We start from the raw sequence: 16618 nt of genomic DNA, 5'->3' as shown, positions 1-16618 counted from the left end.
ATCAGACAATCCTCGAATTCTTACGGTTGAGACTGGCGACGTCGAGCGTGACCGGCTGCTGCGCGGCGTGCGGATGATCCGCGCCCTTATACACTCTGAGGTTGCCGAGCTGCTTGCGCCCGAGCGGCCCGCGCGGCAGCATGCGCTCGACGGCCTTTTCCACGACGCGCTCCGGGAAGCGTCCATCGAGGATGAACTTCGCCGTCCGCTCCTTGATGCCGCCCGGATAGCCGGTGTGATGGTAATAGACCTTCTGGTCGCGCTTGCGGCCGGTGAAAACCACCTTCTCGGCGTTGATGACAATGATATTGTCGCCATCGTCCATGTGAGGCGTGAAGGTCGCCTTGTGCTTTCCGCGCAGGCGAAGCGCCACCAGCGTCGCGAGCCGGCCGACGACGAGGCCATTGGCGTCGATCAGCACCCATTTCTTGTCGATGTCCGCCGGTTTGGCGGAATAGGTCTTGCCGAACATCGTTTGAAATCCATGCGTAAAATCCGCACGGCGTTCTGCTCGGGCGGTCGATGGCTTGCCTTTTATGGCGCGGACGCCCGCCAGTCAAGCGTTTGCAACGAGCAAGACGAAAGAAATGCCTCAGCAATCAAGCGTTTGTCATGAGAGGTAATATAATACCGCAATTTGCTGCTTCGGATCGAATTTTTCCTCCGCCGCGCCTTGACGATCGCAGGCGATCGGCGTTTGCCTCAGAACGCCGCCGGAGGATCGCTCGACATGACACGCGCTTACGACACAGATTACACCGACGATTTTCTCCGCGCGATTTTGCGCAAGGTCAAGACGGTCGCCGTCGTCGGCGCTTCCGCGAACCCCGAGCGGCCTTCCTATGAGGTCGCGGCTTTTCTGATGTCGCGCGGCTATCGCGTGACCGGGGTCAACCCCGGTCTTGCCGGACAAACGATCCTAGGGGCGCCTTTTGTGGCCAGCCTCAAGGATCTGCCCGAGCCTGTCGACATGATCGACATTTTCCGCAACTCCGCGGCGGCGGGGGGCGTTGTCCATGAGGTTCTGCCGCTGGATTGGCGCCCGCTAGTGATCTGGATGCAGCTTGGCGTGCGCAATGAGCCAGCCGCCGCGCTGGCGAAAGCGCAGGGGATCGAAGTTATCATGAACCGCTGTCCGAAGATCGAATACAGCCGCCTCGGACTCGACCGGATTGGCGGGGAGGCCGACTAGCGCCCCTGCGCCAGAACCTGCGCATGGGCGACCGCCATGCCGAGAACGATCATCGCGAATGCCTGGTGCAGCAGGCCGGCCCAGAGCGGCACGACAAGCACGAGCGTCGTAATTCCAATCAAGGCTTGGGCCGCGACGAGGCCCGCAAGCGCGTTGGCGCGCCGGCTGGCGCCTCCAGCCCCCGCGCTTCTGCGTGTCAGAAGCGACTGGGCGAGCGCAAAGGCCAGCACCGCATAGGCGACCATGCGATGCTGGAACTGCACCGTCAGAAGATTATCAACAAAATTGCGCCAGACCGGCCGCAGCAGCGTCAACTGGTCGAGCGGGGGAATGAACCGTCCATCGATCAGCGGCCATGTATTATAGGCGCGGCCGGCGCGTAATCCCGCGACGAGGGCTCCAAGGCCGATCTGCGCCAGCACGGCGACGATGAAGATATTGGCCCAAACGCCGAGAGCGCGCGGCGGCGCGGGCACCGCGGCTCTCTTCTCGCGCAGCGAGGCGGCGAGCCAGACCAGAACCGCGAACGTCAGCGACGCCAGCATGAGATGGATGGCGAGGCGCTCCTGCGCGACCTCGACGCGGCCGGTAAGGCCGGACTTCACCATCCACCAGCCGACGAACCCCTGCAGGGCGCCGAGCGCCAGAACGCCGATGAGCTTTGGCTTCAGCGCGGCCGGGAGCTGTCCTCTCGCCCAGAAAAAGATCAGCGGCAGAAGGGTGGCGAGGCCGATCAGGCGCCCAAGCAGCCGGTGGCTCCACTCCCAAAAGAAGATGAACTTGAAGCCGCCGAGATCCATGTCTGGAAAGACGGCGGAATATTGCGGAATGTGTTTGTAATTCTCAAATTCGGCCCGCCAGTCCGCCTCGCTGAGGGGCGGAATGACGCCGGTCAGAGGCTTCCATTCCGTAATCGAAAGACCGGATTCCGTCAGCCGCGTCGCGCCGCCGACGACGACCATCAGGAACACCAAAGCCGCGAGCGTCCAGAGCCAGATGGCGACGGCTGGTCCCGCGCGCTGAACCCTGACATCGAAGGCCGTCGGCGCCGGCAGCGGATCATAAACCCAAGTCATGCCAGTCCCTTCGCACGTAGCGGCAAGTCACGCCCTTTGGCGATTGCATGCATTTTCCGAAAACTCCGCATCTTTCCGGCCTGACGCTCTAGAGCGCTTTCCGATCGAATGAACACATTCGATCGATCAGAAATCGCTCCAGATTCAAAAGCTTGAGCATATTCTTGTCGATCAGGTCAAAACGACCTGATCGAAATATGCTCTAGAAGCTTCGCCGCAGATCATCTAAAGCTGTCCGCCGGCATAAAGCCCCCGACGCACGAAGTCCATGCGCGCCAGCGCGCATCCCGGCGCAGACATGGAGACACACATGCGCATGCGAACCCGCAAATTCATCGGCGCGCTGGTGATGACGGGATTTGTGGTGGTTTACGCGCTGATCGCCATGGCGCTGGCGCAGGCGCGTCCGGTGCAGGAAGCGCCCCCGGCGCTTCAGATCGTTTTCTACGCGGTGCTCGGCATGGCGTGGGTGCTGCCCCTGATGCCGCTCATCAGATGGATGCAGAAGCCGGATATTTGACCGGTTTCACGCCGCGTCCTGGCCGATGCTCCGCTCAACGGGGGCAACGGCGCCGATAACGAGAATGCTGCGAGCGCCTGCCTCGCGCAGCTCGGCCTCGGCTCTCGCGATGGCGCAATCATGCGCCTCCGGCGCGGCTTCCAGCACAAGAAAATCGGCGTCCGCGGCGAGCGTCTTCGCCATGTCGTTGGCCTCCAGCGGCGGCGTCCGCAGCCAGATGAAGTCATAGGTGCGCGCCAGGGCGTCGATGACATTGGAAAGCTCGGAAATATCAATCGGACCCGCGCCGCCCGCCGGGACGAAATGGAGCCGCGAGCGGGGGTCGCGCCGGATCACCGCGGAAAATGAGGCGCCGCCGGCGAGCAGGTCGCTCAGCCCCGGCCCCTCGCATGCTGGAAGCGCGTCGGCGTCATCGGCCTCGGCGGCGTCGAGACTGACGGCAATCGAGCGCCCTTCGCTTCCCAAAAGCCGTGCGAGGGCCAGCATGATGTCCGGCGCGGTGTAGGCCGACGACAGCTTCGCGCCAACGATGCGAAGGCCCTTTGAGGGCCGTCGCGCGGCCAGAATGTGGGCGGCGATCTCATCGAATGCGACTGCGTTTTCAGCTTCGGCGCGTCGCGACGCCGCGCTCCGGCCTCCCGACGGCGGAAATTCCGGGATCTTTTTGAGACGAACAAAAAAGGGGAAGTCGCCGACCGCGCGCGGGAGCGCCATCGGCTCTTCGCCCGAAGGCGGCCGCGGCGGTCGCCTGAATGCGCCAAAGCCGAATGCTGCGAGGGCCGCGGCGCCTGCTCCGATCGCGAAGATCAGGTGACTGCCCGGAAGCAAGGGCCTGCGCGGGACGACGGCGGGTGAAATGACGCTCCCCGTGATCCCGGGCTCGCCGGCCTCGCGAGGCTCCGCGACGGCGCGCATCTCGAGATAAAGGCTCGCTATGCGATTGGCCGCGCTGGCGGCGAAGGCGCGGTCACGCGAGCGAAAAGCGATTGTAACCAGCCGCTGCGCCTCGGAGGCGCTGACGCTGAGCCGATCTTCGTAGGATTTCAGGATGCGCTCGTCCTGACTGACGCGCGCCGGATCGCTCATCAGTCCGAGGGAAATGAGCGCGCGGGCGATCGGCCCAACGCCTCTAGCCAGAGGATCAAATTCGGGCCGGGCGTCGATGCGCAGCTCTTTGATGGCGCGCCGGCCAAGATCGCGCGAGGCGATAAGCCGGGCCTCGCCGATGAGGGAGTCGGCGTCATTCGCGGATTGCGCCGGGGCGTTGACCGGGGCCGCGATATATAGCTCAGTCTCGGCGCGATATTGCAGGGGCGTCAGAGCGAGGAACAGGCCGGCGGCGAACGGGGCCGCCAGAGCCGCCGCGACCAGCGCCTTTTTGCGCGCCGCGACAGCCTCGCGAAATAGGTCGAGCCTGTGGGGACGGTCAACGTCCGGCTCTTCCCAATCCAGCCAATGCATCGGTCCGCTCCAGAAGCCGCAACGCGTCAATATGAGACGCCGTTATGGTTTCGGAGTGGTTAACGACACAACTAAATCGGGAGCTGGCGCAGAGTCTGCTCTGGAACGCCCCATCACCGGGCGAAGGTCCAAAGCTTTACGCCCGCTTGATCCGCTTGGGTCAGTGCGCCGCCTTGAGCCCGGCGATCTGGATCGCAGCTTTCAGCGTATTGCTCATCAGCATGGCGATGGTCATGGGTCCGACGCCGCCCGGCACCGGCGTGATCGCGGCGGCGCGATCGAGGCACTCAGCGAAGGCGACGTCGCCGACGAGCCGCGTCTTCGCCGGGGCGGCTGGGTCGTGCGAGGGGACCGAAATGCGATTGATGCCGACGTCGATGACGATCGCTCCCGGCTTGATCCAGTCGCCGCGAATCATCTCCGGCCGTCCCACGGCGGCGATGAGGACGTCCGCGCGGCCGACGACGGCCGGCAGATCGCGCGTGCGCGAATGGGCGATGGTCACGGTCGCGTTGCGGCCAAGCAGCAGCTGCGCGATCGGCTTGCCGACGAGATTCGAGCGGCCGACAACCACGGCTTCGGCGCCTTCCAGCTTGACGCCGAGCGCGGCGGCGGCCTTTTCAAGCAAAATCATGCTGCCAGCCGGCGTACAAGGCACCAGCGCGCGGGAAAGATTGCCGATCGCGAGCAGGCCGGAATTGATCGGATGCAGGCCGTCGACGTCTTTTTCAGGAGCGATCGACTCAATGATCCGCGTAGCGTCGGCGCCGCCCGGCAGCGGCAGCTGCAACAGGATGCCGTGGATTGCCGGATCGGCGTTGAGCTGCCGGATCAATGCGATGATCTCAGCCTCGCTGGCGGTGGCGGGAAGATCATGCTGCACGGAATGAAAGCCGACAGCCTTCGCGGCCTTGCCTTTGGCGCCGACATAGACCTGACTTGCGGGATCTGCTCCGACGAGGATCACGGCGAGGCCAGGCTTCAGCCCCTGCCCCGCCAGTCCGCGCACTTTCTCGGCGATCTCGGTGAGAACTTCCTCCGAACCACGCTTTCCGTCGATCAGAAGGGCCTTGCCGCTCGATGGGCGCAGGACGCCGCTTTCGGTCGGCGTGGGTGCAGCGGACATCATATTCCTCCAGTTGCGGCTTCGGCCGGGGTGCGGCCTTGCCATGTTCTTGTGTCAAAATTCTACGCCGCCGCCAAGCGCGCCCGCGAAGGGGGCTCTTGGCAGGCTCGTGCGACAGCGGCGGGTATAAGTGGAAGCGAAAATAATAATGGTCGAGCGACTTCGATACAAAAATAATTTTGCGGGCCGCCAAGATAAATTTGGCGGCAGGTTCGTCACCGGCGCGCGTAGACGCAGGTAGCGCCCGTTCGCCCGCGCGGGGTGCTGGCGGCGGGTCAGCCGGAGGGGGGCGCAATAAAGGAATAGCGCGCGACGTGATGGGCGACGGCGCCCGGCGCCAATATGCGCATGGATGGCTTTTCAAAGAGATCGCCTTGAAAATCCTCAGGATCGCCGTGCCCCGTCCAGGATTCGATCGCCAGAAAAGAGGCGCCGGCTTTCGACCACAGGGCGAAATGATTGAAATTCGACGTTTCAATCGCGATCGCCGCGCCGTCCTTATGCTCAAAGCGGAGACCGCGGCTGCGCGCATTGAGAAAACAGAGCGCTTCTTCGGCGAAAAGCTCCGGCTTCAGCGCGAGCCCGCGCCCGTTTAGCGGAACAAACCGCCGGGGCGCCTGAAAGAGCCCTTGCCGGGAGATTCCGGGCGTGAGCGGATCTTCCTGCGCCGCGAAGGAGATCTGATAGTCTTTTGGCTCGCCGCCGGCGAATGGCCAGCGAAATCCAGGGTGCAGGCCGCAGGCATAGGGCATCGGGCCTTCGCCCCGGTTTTTGACGGTGAGGGTCGTCGTCAGGCTGTCCTTTGCGAGGCGATAGCCGACGCACAGCCAGAACGCGAAGGGATAAAGCCTCAAGCTTTCCGCGCTGCTCGAAAGAGTGAGGCGCACGCGGTCGGGAGTGATGACGCCCGGTGAAAATGTCATGCTTCTGGCGAAACCATGAAGACCGAGGGAATAGGTTTGTCCGAACACGCGCGCCTGCCCGCCGCGCGTCCAGCCGACGAGCGGAAAAAGGATCGGCGCCGTCCCGTCCCAGAAGGTCTGGTCCTTGTCCCAGAGCAGAGGCGTCCCGCCGACGCTCCAGCGCAGCAGTTCAGCGCCGTGCAAGGCGAGCGAGGCGCGCGCCGGCCCCGAGGCGAGTTCGATCACATCCATGCGGCTTTGAGGCTCCGTTCGCCCGGCGCGGCTGATTCGAAGCGTCCGCAGCGAGGGCGACAAGACGCAAGCGCGGCGGGCGCGTCAAGGACCCGGCAGTATGGCGGGGCGGCCGACCAGAAAAAGGCGCTGGTTCGATGCCGGGCTGTGTGCAAACTCACAAACGCCGAGGCCCGCGAACGCCATGGTGGCTGGACGTTTCGACCCATTAGCTCGGGAGAGCCGCCATGAAATATCTCGCTGCCGCCGCCGCCCTTTTCGTCAACTTTGGCGCGCCGGCGATAGCGAACCCCGCCGGAGAGTGGCGCATCGCGGACGGCACGGCGAATGTCGCCATCCGTCCGTGCGGCGCCAATTATTGCGGCTATGTGTCCTGGGCGAAGGACGCCGACATGATCGGCAGGCCGATCCTGATCAGCATGAAGCCGAGCGGCAACACATGGGCGGGCTCGATCCTCAACGCCAGAGACGGCCAGAAATATACTGGCCGCATGTCGCTGCGCGGCGAGGAAATGCTGCAGGTCGAAGGTTGCGTCCTCGGCGGAATGATCTGTGGCGGCCAGCAGTGGTCGCGGGTGAGGTAGACGGCTCCCCGCGGGGCGCCGGCCGCCGCGGGGGCGGCAAATGCTTTGGCTTTGGCTTTGGCGCCGGAGCGTAAACGCGCTAAATCTTATCTGGAGATAGCGCGGAGCCGCGGTCTTGACCGCGCAACCGCGGGCGCAATGCATTTTCGATTTCACGGGATCGAAAAATCTGTCTATCTTTTTGTTTTATCGCATTTTCTTCATGCGAATGGAGGCCTGCTTCGCGTGAAAATGCTCTCAACGCGGGATGATGCTTTGAAGCCGGCCTTGACGGCGTCTCCCACAGATCTGTTGCGAAATCTTTTCCGGCAGCGGAGCCTGTTTGGAAAATATATCGCCTATTTTGTCGGACTTGTCGTCTTCGTCCTGACGATCAGCAGCGCGGTCGACGTGTGGATCACCTACCGCGACACGAAAAACATGCTGCTCCACGCACAAGGCGAGAAGGCTGACGCGGCGGCGCGGCGGGTTGAGCAATTCCTCGCCGAGCTCGAGCGCCAGATCAGCTGGGCGACGCGGGCGAGCGCCGTGACCGCCGACCAGCGCCAGGAAGATTATCGCCGCATTCTCGCGAATACGCCGGCGATCGCCGAAATCGCGCAGATCGACGGCTCCGGCAAAGAGGTCGTTACGCTCTCGCGTGACGGCGGCGTTCTCCATACGGGCGATGACTGGACGCTGACCGCGGCCTTCCGCGAAGCGCGGATGGACTCCGCCTGGTTCGGCCCCGTCGTCTTCGCCTCGACCGGGCCGCGCATGCAGATCGCAATGGCCCATGCCGGCGAGGGCGCCGGCTTCACGGTCGCCGAGATCGAGCTCAAATATCTGTCCGATATTCTGAACGGCATTCAAGCCGGCCCTGGCATCTCGGCCTATCTGACCACCAGCGAGGGACGGCTCATCGCTCACACCGACACGAGCCTCGTCGGCAAAAACCTCGACATGTCCCGGCTTCCCCAGGTGCACGCGCTGAAAAAGTCGGATGCGCCGGTCGACATTGGCTCCGATCTCGAAGGCCAATCCGTGCTGAGCGCCGCGGCGACCGTGCCGCGCATGAACTGGCTGCTGTTCGTCGAACAGCCGGTGTCGCAGGCTTTCGGGCCCGTTATCGCCCTGCTCGTGCGGCTCGCCTGGCTGTTTGCGCTGGGGCTCATTCTGTGCGTCGGCGCGGGGATGTTGCTGGCGCAACGGATGATGGGGCCGATCCGCGCCGTGCAGGAAGGAGCCTTGCGGCTCGCGGCCGGTGATTTCGACCATATGATCGAGGTCCATACCGGCGACGAGGTCGAGGTCCTTGCCGATGAATTCAATCGCATGGCCGCGCAATTGCGCGAATTCTACGCAAGGCTCGAGCAGAAAGTCGATGATCGCACCCGCGATCTCGCCCGCTCCGTGAGCGAGCTCAAGGCCCTGGAAGAGATCGGCAGGGCCCTCGCCGCTTCGCTGGAGCTGAGCGAGGTGCTGCAGACGGCGTTGACCCACGCGGTCGAGCTCGCCGAGGCCGACGGCGGCGCCATCTACAGTTTCGACCGCGAGCGCAACGCCTTTCATCTCGCCGAGGCGCATGGCCTTGATCCGTCTTTCGTCGCCGCTCTGCGCGAGGTCAAGCTGACGCGTCTCGATGGATTGCTTGGCGAGGTCGCCGAGCACGGCCGCACGGTGCAGGTTCCTGAAATCGGCGACGTTCCCGGTTTTCCCTTGCGGGCGGCGACGATCGCCGCCGGCTTTCGTTCGGCTCTCGTCGTTCCGCTCATCGCGCCGGATGGCGTGCTCGGCGCGCTCCTCGTCGAGAGCCGCAGGCCAGGCCCTTTCGCCGCGAACAAGGTGAGCCTGATGCAGGCCTTCGCGCATCAGTCGGTTCTCGCCATGCGCAACGCGCGGCTGTTCCGCAAGGTCGAGGAAAACGGCCGTCAGCTCGCCATCGCGAGCGAGCACAAGTCTCGATTCTTCGCCAATATGAGCCATGAACTCAGAACGCCGCTCAACGCCATTCTCGGCTACGCCGAGCTACTCCGCGATGGCCTCTACGGCGACCTGCCCGACCGCGCGAAAGGCGTCCTCGAACGCGTGCAAAGCAATGGCGCCCACCTGCTCGGACTGATCAACGACGTGCTCGACCTGTCGAAGCTCGAGGCCGGCGAATTGTCGCTCGCGCTCGATGAATATTCCATGCGTAATATCATCGAACAGGTCGTCGGCACGACCTATTCGCTCGCCCATGCGAAGGGCCTGCAGCTCTCGGAGGAAATCGAGGAGCCGCTGCCGATCGGGCGGGGCGACGAACGGCGCCTCGTGCAGGTGCTTTTGAATGTCCTCAGCAATGCGATCAAGTTCACCGACGAAGGCGGCGTCACCATCAACGCGCGCGCCGTGGCCGATATGTTCGAGATCATCGTCAAGGATACAGGGCCGGGAATAGCGCCGGACGATCAGGCGCGGATCTTCGAGGCGTTCCAGCAGGGCGACAACACCAGCACGCGTCAGAAGGGCGGCACGGGGCTTGGCCTTTCGATCAGCAAGCGCTTCGTCGAAATGCATGGCGGGACAATCAGCGTCGCCTCGAAGCTCGGCGAGGGCGCGACATTCACCATTCACATTCCGATCCGGGTCGAACGGCAGAAGGCGGCGGCGTAGAGACGCGGCTCTGCAAAAAGGGTGAGGCCAGTGCATAATCCGCCGCGCATTCTCGCCGTCGACGACGTCGCGGAAAACCTTGAGATCGTGTTCGTGCGCCTGCAGGCGCATGGCTATGAGATCATCACCGCCGCCGACGGAGAGGAAGGCCTCGCGAGGGCGCGTGAGCAAAAGCCCGATCTCATCCTTCTCGACATCATGATGCCGAAACTCGACGGCATATCGGTGCTGAGGGAACTGAAGCACGACGAGAGCCTTGGCTTTATTCCGGTCATTTTGCTGACCGCCAAGGCTGACCGCGCCGACGTTGTCGCAGGGCTCGACGCCGGCGCCGACGATTATCTGACCAAGCCTTTCGACCAGAGCGCGCTCGTCGCCCGCGTGCGCTCGATGCTGCGCATCAAGGCGCTGCATGATCTCGTCCAGGATCAGGCGGAAAAGCTCGCCGAACAGACGAAAGAACTCGCCGCCTTCAATGCGACGTTGGAGGCGCGCGTCAGCGAGCAGGTCGGCGAGATCCAGCGAATGAGCCGCCTCAAGCGCTTCCTGTCGCCGCAGATCGCCGATGTGGTGGCGGCGAGCGGCGACGCGCAGAGCCTTCTTGAGAGTCACCGCCGCGAAGTCACCGTGCTGTTTTGCGACTTGCGCGGCTTCACCGCCTTCACCGAGACCGCCGAGCCCGAAGAGGTGATGCGCGTTCTCAACGATTATCACGAAGCGTTGGGGGAGCTGATCGATCGCTATGAGGCGACGCTGGAGCGCTTCGCGGGCGATGGCATGTTGATCCTGTTCAACGATCCGCTACCCTGCGACAAGCATACCGAGCGGGCGGTGCGCATGGCGCTCGACATGCAGGCGACGATCAAGGCCCACGCTAGCGTGTGGCGCAAACGCGGACACGAACTTGGCTTCGGCATCGGCATTGCGCTCGGCTTTGCGACGCTTGGACGGATCGGCTTCTCGCGGCGCTTCGACTATTCGGCGGTCGGCAGCGTCACCAATCTCGCCTCGCGCCTTTGCGACGAAGCGAAGTCGGGCCAGATCATCATACAGACACGGGCGTTTCACGCGGTCGAGGGGCTGTTCGAGGCGCGCGAACTTGAACCCATGACTCTCAAGGGCTTTCGCCGGCCGGTTGAAGCCTTTGAGATACTCGGGGCGATGAAGCAGGAAGAAAAAAGCGCGGAGGCCTAGCTGATCGGGAGGGCGAGATGTTCTGGCCGCACTGGAAATATGAGGAATATGTAGAAAAGCATGTAGGCTGGGCCGATTCGGTCGAGTTGCTTGATCCCGATTCGGAGCGGCTCGACGAAAACGTCCGTAACGTCCACGTGACCTTTTATTCCATGCCGGACTGGATGGACTGGTATGACCTGACGCTCGATGATTCCGCATTCAAGATCTTCCATCACCGCTACAGGGCTGAGATGAAGGATTATAAAGCGAAACTGCGCCGCCAGTTTGCGCCGATCACAGGGTTGAGCGTAGGCAAGGCTTTGTTGAAGGAGCTCGGCTCCGTTCATCGCGTCGTAAAATTCCGCCCCAACTGGAATTGGGGCGATCCGCTCAATGCGGACACAGAGCCAAGAAGCGTCGCCCACCCCGAAAACGCCGATTGGATCCATTCGATGGCAAAGGGCGAGCGGTTCTATTTCCATCACAAGCGCCGGGTCGGCGCCGGCGGCGGCGCCAACTCGATCATTCGCTACACGCCCGAGATGTGGGGACCAGGCGGCGCCGCAAAGTCGAAGGCGCCGGGCGACGATCCGGATGAAATCATCTTTCACGAGTTGATTCACGCCTCTCGACAAATGAGAGGCGTCCAGGAAAACAAGAAGGTCGATCGCGGATATGACGACGTGGAGGAATATCTCGCGGTTGTCATTTCCAACATCTACATGTCCGAGAAAGGAAAGACGGTTCTGCTCGGCGATCATGGCGACGCGACGCTGCGGCATCCGGAAAAATTCCTGGACAATGTGCAGCACGTCGATGTGACGCCGCGTCAACTGTTGCTGAATTTCAAAACCGCACAACCGGACTTCTTCCGCGATCTCGCAAATATCGGTCGAGGAGTCGCCGCCTTCAATCCGGTCCGCCAATTCGACGAAGAATTGAAGGCTGGCAGGGCGCTCGCCGATGTCATGCTCGGCGCCGGCCGCTGAGATTTGGCCAGGGTCCGCGGCGTTGGCGCAAGGCGCTCAGCGTGGCCTTGCGCCGACCCGAGCGACGCGGACTACGGCTCCTTCCCGGCGATATTGCGAAGAGCATTCATAAGATTTTCAATGGCGTCGCTCCGGGCCGTCCCTTCCATATAGATCAAGGTCATGGAGGGGCTGAGGCCCATCTGCTCCGCGGCGCTTTGCCTTTCCTCCGGACCGCCGGGCACGCCCTCGCTCACCAGAAATCTGATCCACGCTGCGTCGAGCGCCTCCGGCCCCTTCCCGCAATCAATCTTGTCGGGCAGATCGGGCGATTCTTCATCCTGAAGAATTGTGACGCCGCATTTGTCCTTAAGGTCCTGCACCGCGGCCTCGATGCTTTTAAGGTTCTTCGCCGCAAGCTCCGCCTTCGTCGGCGGAGCGCTTTCCTCGCCGGACGCCGCAACGCCCCAAAGCACTGCTAGAAGGGCTCCGCCCGCTATCCCTTTTTTGGTCAGCCAACGCATTTTGCTCACTCCTTTCCCAATATGCTCTTTGCTTCCCGCCGGGGCGTCGGCGCGCCCGAAGATCGCGCCGACGCGAACCGCCGCCATAAGCCGCCGATCCCGCGTCCGGCGTCATCCATCATGGCGAAGAACGCGGGAACGAAGAGAAGCGACAGCACTGTCGAGACGATAAGCCCGCCGATCACCGCGATCGCCATGGGCGAGCGGAATTCGCCGCCGGCGCCGATCGCCAAGGCGCTCGGCAACATGCCGGCGACCATCGCCACCGTCGTCATGATGATCGGCCGCGCGCGCTTCTTGCCCGCTTCGACGATGGCCTCTGTCCGCTCCATGCCGCGCTTCATGGCCTCGATCGAAAAATCGACCAGCATGATGGCGTTCTTGGTGACAATGCCCATCAACATCAAAATACCGATGATGACGGGCATGCTGACAGGGCGTCCGGTGAGCAGCAGACCGAAGATCGCGCCGCCGATCGAGAGCGGCAGCGAAAACAGAATGGTGATGGGCTGGAGAAAACTCGCAAAAAGAATGACGAGCACGGCGTAGACCATGACGAGGCCGTTGCGCATCGCCTCGGTGAATCCGTCGAACAGTTCGGCCATCGCCTCGGCGTCGCCGGATTTGCGCACTCTTATTCCTTTCGGCGGGTTTTTCATGAGCGGCAGATCATAGATCGCGGCCTCGGCCTCGCTCAGCGTCGCCCCGGGGGCGAGCGCCGCCTGTATCGAGGCTTCGCGTTCGCGATCGAAGCGGCTGATGGTCGCCTCGCCCTGGCCGAGTTCGACGGCGGCGATTGAGGACAAGGGCACGACGGCCCCGGTCGCGGTAGGGACGCCGATCGTCTCGAGGACGTTCTTGTCCGTCCGCGCGAGGCCGCCGAGTTGCGCCCGGATCGGGATTTGCCGCTCGCCCGCGTCGAATTTTGCCAGCGCGGGCCCAACATCGCCGATTGTCGCGATGCGGAGCGTCTCCGAAAGGCTTTCGGTCGAGACGCCAAGCCGCGCGGTAAGGTCGCGGTCCGGCTTGACCAGAAGCTCGGGCCGTTCCAGCGAGGTCGAGGCGACGACATTGGCGAGCGCCGGGACGCGGTTCATCTGGCCGGCGAGCTCGGCGGCGAAATTCGCCACCGTCACGGAATCAGGGCCGGTGACGACATAAGACACGGGGCGCTGGCCATAGTCGTCGACGAACCAGCTGCGGATGTCGGGCAAGGCGTCAAGCTCGCGGGAGATTTCCGTCTCGAGCTCGCGCACGCTCTTCGTGCGCTCCGAGCGCGGCCTGTAGTTCACGACCAGAGAAGCCTTGCGCACGTCCGAGGTGCTCGGCGGAACATGGCCGCCGTCGATAAAGACATGCGTGATCTCGGGACGCTTGCGCAGCGCGCGCGCCACTTCATCGGCGATGGCCTGCGTCTGCGAAAGATCGGAGCCGGAGGGCAGCTCGATCGCAAGATGCGAGCGCCCGGCGTCCTGCGTCGGCTGGAAATCGGTGCCGATCAGTTTGGTGCTGAGGATCGACAGGGCGAAGAGGACGAGCCCGATCCCAACCGTGCGGTAGCGGCGGCGCACCGACCAGGCGACCAGTCGCCCATAGCGCTGCGTTAGCTTGCCTTCCGCCGTTTCCTCGCGCCCCTGCGTCTTGAGGAAATAGGCGGCGAGCATGGGCGTGATGAGGCGCGCGGCGAGCAGCGAGAACAGGACTTCGGCCGAGACCGTCAACCCGAACTGCTTGAAATATTGTCCCGCGATATTGCTCATGAAGCTGACGGGAGCGAATACGGCGACGATCGTCAGGCTGATCGCGACGACGGCGAGGCCGATCTCGTCCGCGGCGTCGATCGCGGCCTGATAGGCCGATTTCCCCATCCTCATATGGCGGACGATATTCTCGATCTCGACGATCGCGTCGTCGACGAGAATGCCGGTCGCCAGCGTGATCGCGAGCAGGCTGACAAGGTTCAGCGAGAAACCCAGCATATCCATGACGAAAAAGGCGGGCAGGATCGAGAGCGGCAGGGCGACCGCCGCGATGACCGTCGCGCGAATGTCGCGAAGGAACAAAAACACCACCACGACGGCGAGGATCGCGCCTTCGAACAGTGTGCTCATCGCCGAATGATAATTGCCGAGCGTATAGGCGACCGATGTGTCGATCCGCTTCAGGACGACGTCGCGATGGGCGGCTTCGAGTTCGGCGATGCGCTTTTCGACTTCGGCCGCCACAGCCACGTCGCTCGCGCCTTTCGAGCGCTGGATGCTGAAAGCGACGATCGGCTCGCCGTCGAGGCGCGCGAAGGTGCGCGGCTCGGCGATGGTGTCGGTAACGACGCCGAGTTCGTCGAGGCGCACGGCGCCCCCGCGCGGCAGGCTCATCATCGCGCCGGCGAGTTCATCCAGCGTGCGCGCCCCCGCCAGCGTGCGGATCGACTGGATCTGGCCGCCAAGCTCGGCGCGCCCGCCGGCGAGATCAAGGTTTGATCCGCGCAGGCGCCGGCTGACGTCCGCCGCCGTGAGGCCAAAGGCGGCGAGCCTTGCGGGATCGAGCGAGACGAGAATCTCGCGGTCGACGCCGCCGATGCGTTCGATATTGCCGACGCCGCGCACCTCGAGGAGCCTGCGCTCGACGACGTCGTCGACGAAATCCGACAATTGTTCCGGCGTTTTGCCAGGCGCGATGGCGGCATAGGTGAGGATGCTCGCGCCGACGACGCCGACCTGCCGGATGAGGGGTTCGCTGATGCTGCGCGACAGCTGCCCTCTGATGCGCGTGATGGCGTCCTTGACGTCGTTCAGCGCGCGGTCCGTATTGGCGTCGAGCGCCAGCGTGATCGTCGTCGCCGAGACGCCGTCGGTGACTTCGCTGAGGATATGGCGCACGCCTTCGACGCCGGATACGGCGTCCTCGACCGGCCGCGTCACCTGCGTTTCGAGTTCGGCCGGCGCCACGCCGAACTGGGTGATGACGACGGTGATGATCGGTTGATCGACGTTCGGCAGCAGCGTCACCGGCAATTTTTTGAAACTCGCCGCTCCGAGGGCGAGGATCACCAGCGCGAAGACGATCGCCGGCAGCGGACGCCTGATCGAATAGGCCGAGACATTGATCGTCATCAGGGGGTCTCCGTCGCTTTCCCGGCGTCCTCGCGAAGGACCGGAGAGACGATGTCGCCGTCGCGAAGAGAGGCGCCGGCGTTGGCGACGACGAGATCGCCGCTGTGCAGCCCGGCTTCGATTTCGGCGTCGCCGCCGGCGATGAGGCCGACCTTCACGCGCACGGTCTCGATGGCGCGCCCGCGCACAACCTGCACGCTCGCGCCCTCGCTGGTGTAGGACAGCGCGGAACGCGGGATCGAGACGCCGCAGCTGTGGCGCGCATCGATCGTCGCGCGGATCAGGCGCCCGGCGCGCAGCGCGGGGTCGCGTTCGAGGGCGAGCCGGACCTGACCCATTTGCGTCGCAGGATCAATCTCGGATGCGATCCTGCGAACGCGGCCGGTCATGTCGCGGCCGTCATCGGTCTGCACCCGCGCGCTCTGGTCTTCCTTGATCTCGGCAAGATAGACGCTCGAGACTTGCGCCACCGCCTCGATCAATCCATCGACCGCGAGGTGAAACAGCGGTTCGGCGCGCGGCGAAGCGATCGCTCCGATGCGCGCGCTTGATGCGACGATCGAGCCGGGGGCCGGCGCGCGCAGCACGATCGACGCGGGCGGGGCGGCTTGCGCTTGCGCGGCGGCCTGCTGCGCCGCGGCTTGCGCATAGGGGCTTGGGCTCTCGACGCGGGCAAGGCGGACGAGAGGCTGCCCCTCGGCGACGACATCGCCCTCGCTGGCGAGGATTTCGGCGACGGCGTAGCCTTCCTGCGTCAGCACGACGACCGCATCGGAGCGCGGCGCCAAAAAACCCGTCGCGTGGATCGCCTCCGAGAAGCAGGCGGAAGCAGCCTGCGCCACGCTAACGCGAATCCCCGCCGGTTCACTGCCTGCCTCGCCCGCCTGCCGCCTCAAATCCTGCTGCGCCGCGGCGGGATCCAGCCGGACGAGGCCGAGCGCAAGGGGAAACGCCAGGGCGAGCGCGGTTGCGAAAGACGATCTGAAAGGCAAAGCGCGCAAAAAGGTCATGACGGGCTTTTCCTAAGTCTGCGGATGCAGGGCGGGCGGTCGAAGCAAGGAAAAGTTGAGGCGAACCGGTTAAATCAGAA

14 protein-coding genes are annotated in these 16618 nt (G+C 63.9%); 6 read left to right on the top strand and 8 right to left on the bottom strand.

The features are described 5' to 3' along the window. Position 1 precedes the first annotated feature (1 nt). Positions 2–472 carry a 50S ribosomal protein L13 gene (rplM, locus tag MPC4_RS13745; RefSeq protein ID WP_134490611.1) on the bottom strand — a complete coding sequence of 157 codons (471 nt, stop codon included), beginning with the start codon at positions 470–472 and terminating at the stop codon, positions 2–4. 258 nt (positions 473–730) lie between these two features. Here rplM and MPC4_RS13740 point away from each other — a divergent pair, with 258 nt between their 5' ends. Then, positions 731–1192 (top strand): CoA-binding protein, encoded by a 462-nt coding sequence (locus tag MPC4_RS13740; RefSeq protein WP_174513011.1) that lies wholly within the window; start codon positions 731–733, stop codon positions 1190–1192. Here MPC4_RS13740 and MPC4_RS13735 read toward each other — a convergent pair. Further along, the gene (locus tag MPC4_RS13735) at positions 1189–2268 is read right to left on the bottom strand and encodes a COX15/CtaA family protein (protein ID WP_174513010.1); all 1080 of its coding nucleotides are present in this window, start codon (positions 2266–2268) and stop codon (positions 1189–1191) included. The genes MPC4_RS13740 and MPC4_RS13735 overlap by 4 nt on opposite strands. A 310-nt stretch (positions 2269–2578) precedes the next feature. Here MPC4_RS13735 and MPC4_RS13730 point away from each other — a divergent pair, with 310 nt between their 5' ends. Continuing rightward, positions 2579–2788: a DUF2842 domain-containing protein gene (locus MPC4_RS13730; protein WP_134490607.1), complete on the top strand. Its 210-nt coding sequence runs from the start codon at positions 2579–2581 to the stop codon at positions 2786–2788. Positions 2789–2794: 6 nt separating this feature from the next. Here the strand turns inward: MPC4_RS13730 and MPC4_RS13725 are convergent, their stop codons facing one another. The 3 genes from MPC4_RS13725 to MPC4_RS13715 all read right to left on the bottom strand — a co-directional run bounded on the left by MPC4_RS13725 (position 2795) and on the right by MPC4_RS13715 (position 6529). Then, positions 2795–4249: a hypothetical protein gene (locus MPC4_RS13725; protein ID WP_174513009.1), complete on the bottom strand. Its 1455-nt coding sequence runs from the start codon at positions 4247–4249 to the stop codon at positions 2795–2797. Positions 4250–4409: 160 nt separating this feature from the next. Further along, complete coding sequence (locus MPC4_RS13720) at positions 4410–5375, bottom strand: bifunctional 5,10-methylenetetrahydrofolate dehydrogenase/5,10-methenyltetrahydrofolate cyclohydrolase (protein WP_244629006.1); 966 nt, start codon at positions 5373–5375, stop codon at positions 4410–4412. Between the two features lie 275 nt (positions 5376–5650). After that, positions 5651–6529, bottom strand: coding sequence for an aldose epimerase family protein (locus MPC4_RS13715; RefSeq protein WP_174513007.1), 879 nt, complete (start codon positions 6527–6529; stop codon positions 5651–5653). A gap of 227 nt (positions 6530–6756) precedes the next feature. Here MPC4_RS13715 and MPC4_RS13710 point away from each other — a divergent pair, with 227 nt between their 5' ends. From MPC4_RS13710 to MPC4_RS13695, 4 genes are all read left to right on the top strand, one after another. Further along, a complete protein-coding gene (locus MPC4_RS13710; protein ID WP_174513006.1) occupies positions 6757–7113 on the top strand; it encodes a DUF2147 domain-containing protein in 357 nt (118 codons plus the stop codon). A gap of 231 nt (positions 7114–7344) precedes the next feature. Then, on the top strand, positions 7345–9747 hold the full coding sequence (locus MPC4_RS13705) for an ATP-binding protein (RefSeq protein WP_244629012.1): 2403 nt from the start codon (positions 7345–7347) through the stop codon (positions 9745–9747). A 30-nt stretch (positions 9748–9777) separates the two neighbouring features. Further along, positions 9778–10941, top strand: a complete 1164-nt coding sequence (locus MPC4_RS21510) for an adenylate/guanylate cyclase domain-containing protein (protein ID WP_174513005.1) — start codon at positions 9778–9780, stop codon at positions 10939–10941. Positions 10942–10958: 17 nt separating this feature from the next. Then, positions 10959–11912 carry a type III secretion system effector protein gene (locus tag MPC4_RS13695; protein WP_174513004.1) on the top strand — a complete coding sequence of 318 codons (954 nt, stop codon included), beginning with the start codon at positions 10959–10961 and terminating at the stop codon, positions 11910–11912. 71 nt (positions 11913–11983) lie between these two features. On the opposite strand, the gene MPC4_RS13690 is transcribed toward MPC4_RS13695, so the two are convergent. From MPC4_RS13690 to MPC4_RS13680, 3 genes are read right to left on the bottom strand one after another with little or no spacing between them, the layout of a single operon-like run. After that, a complete protein-coding gene (locus MPC4_RS13690) occupies positions 11984–12415 on the bottom strand; it encodes a hypothetical protein (protein WP_174513003.1) in 432 nt (143 codons plus the stop codon). Between the two features lie 5 nt (positions 12416–12420). Next, positions 12421–15528: an efflux RND transporter permease subunit gene (locus tag MPC4_RS13685; RefSeq protein ID WP_174513002.1), complete on the bottom strand. Its 3108-nt coding sequence runs from the start codon at positions 15526–15528 to the stop codon at positions 12421–12423. Continuing rightward, positions 15528–16538 carry an efflux RND transporter periplasmic adaptor subunit gene (locus MPC4_RS13680; protein ID WP_174513001.1) on the bottom strand — a complete coding sequence of 337 codons (1011 nt, stop codon included), beginning with the start codon at positions 16536–16538 and terminating at the stop codon, positions 15528–15530. The genes MPC4_RS13685 and MPC4_RS13680 overlap by 1 nt, the downstream gene beginning before the upstream one ends. Positions 16539–16618 lie beyond the last annotated feature (80 nt).

Source organism: Methylocella tundrae, from assembly GCF_901905185.1.
Taxonomy (GTDB): domain Bacteria; phylum Pseudomonadota; class Alphaproteobacteria; order Rhizobiales; family Beijerinckiaceae; genus Methylocapsa; species Methylocapsa tundrae.
Note: the sequence above shows the minus strand (reverse complement) of the source record. Positions and strands in the feature narration are given on the sequence as shown.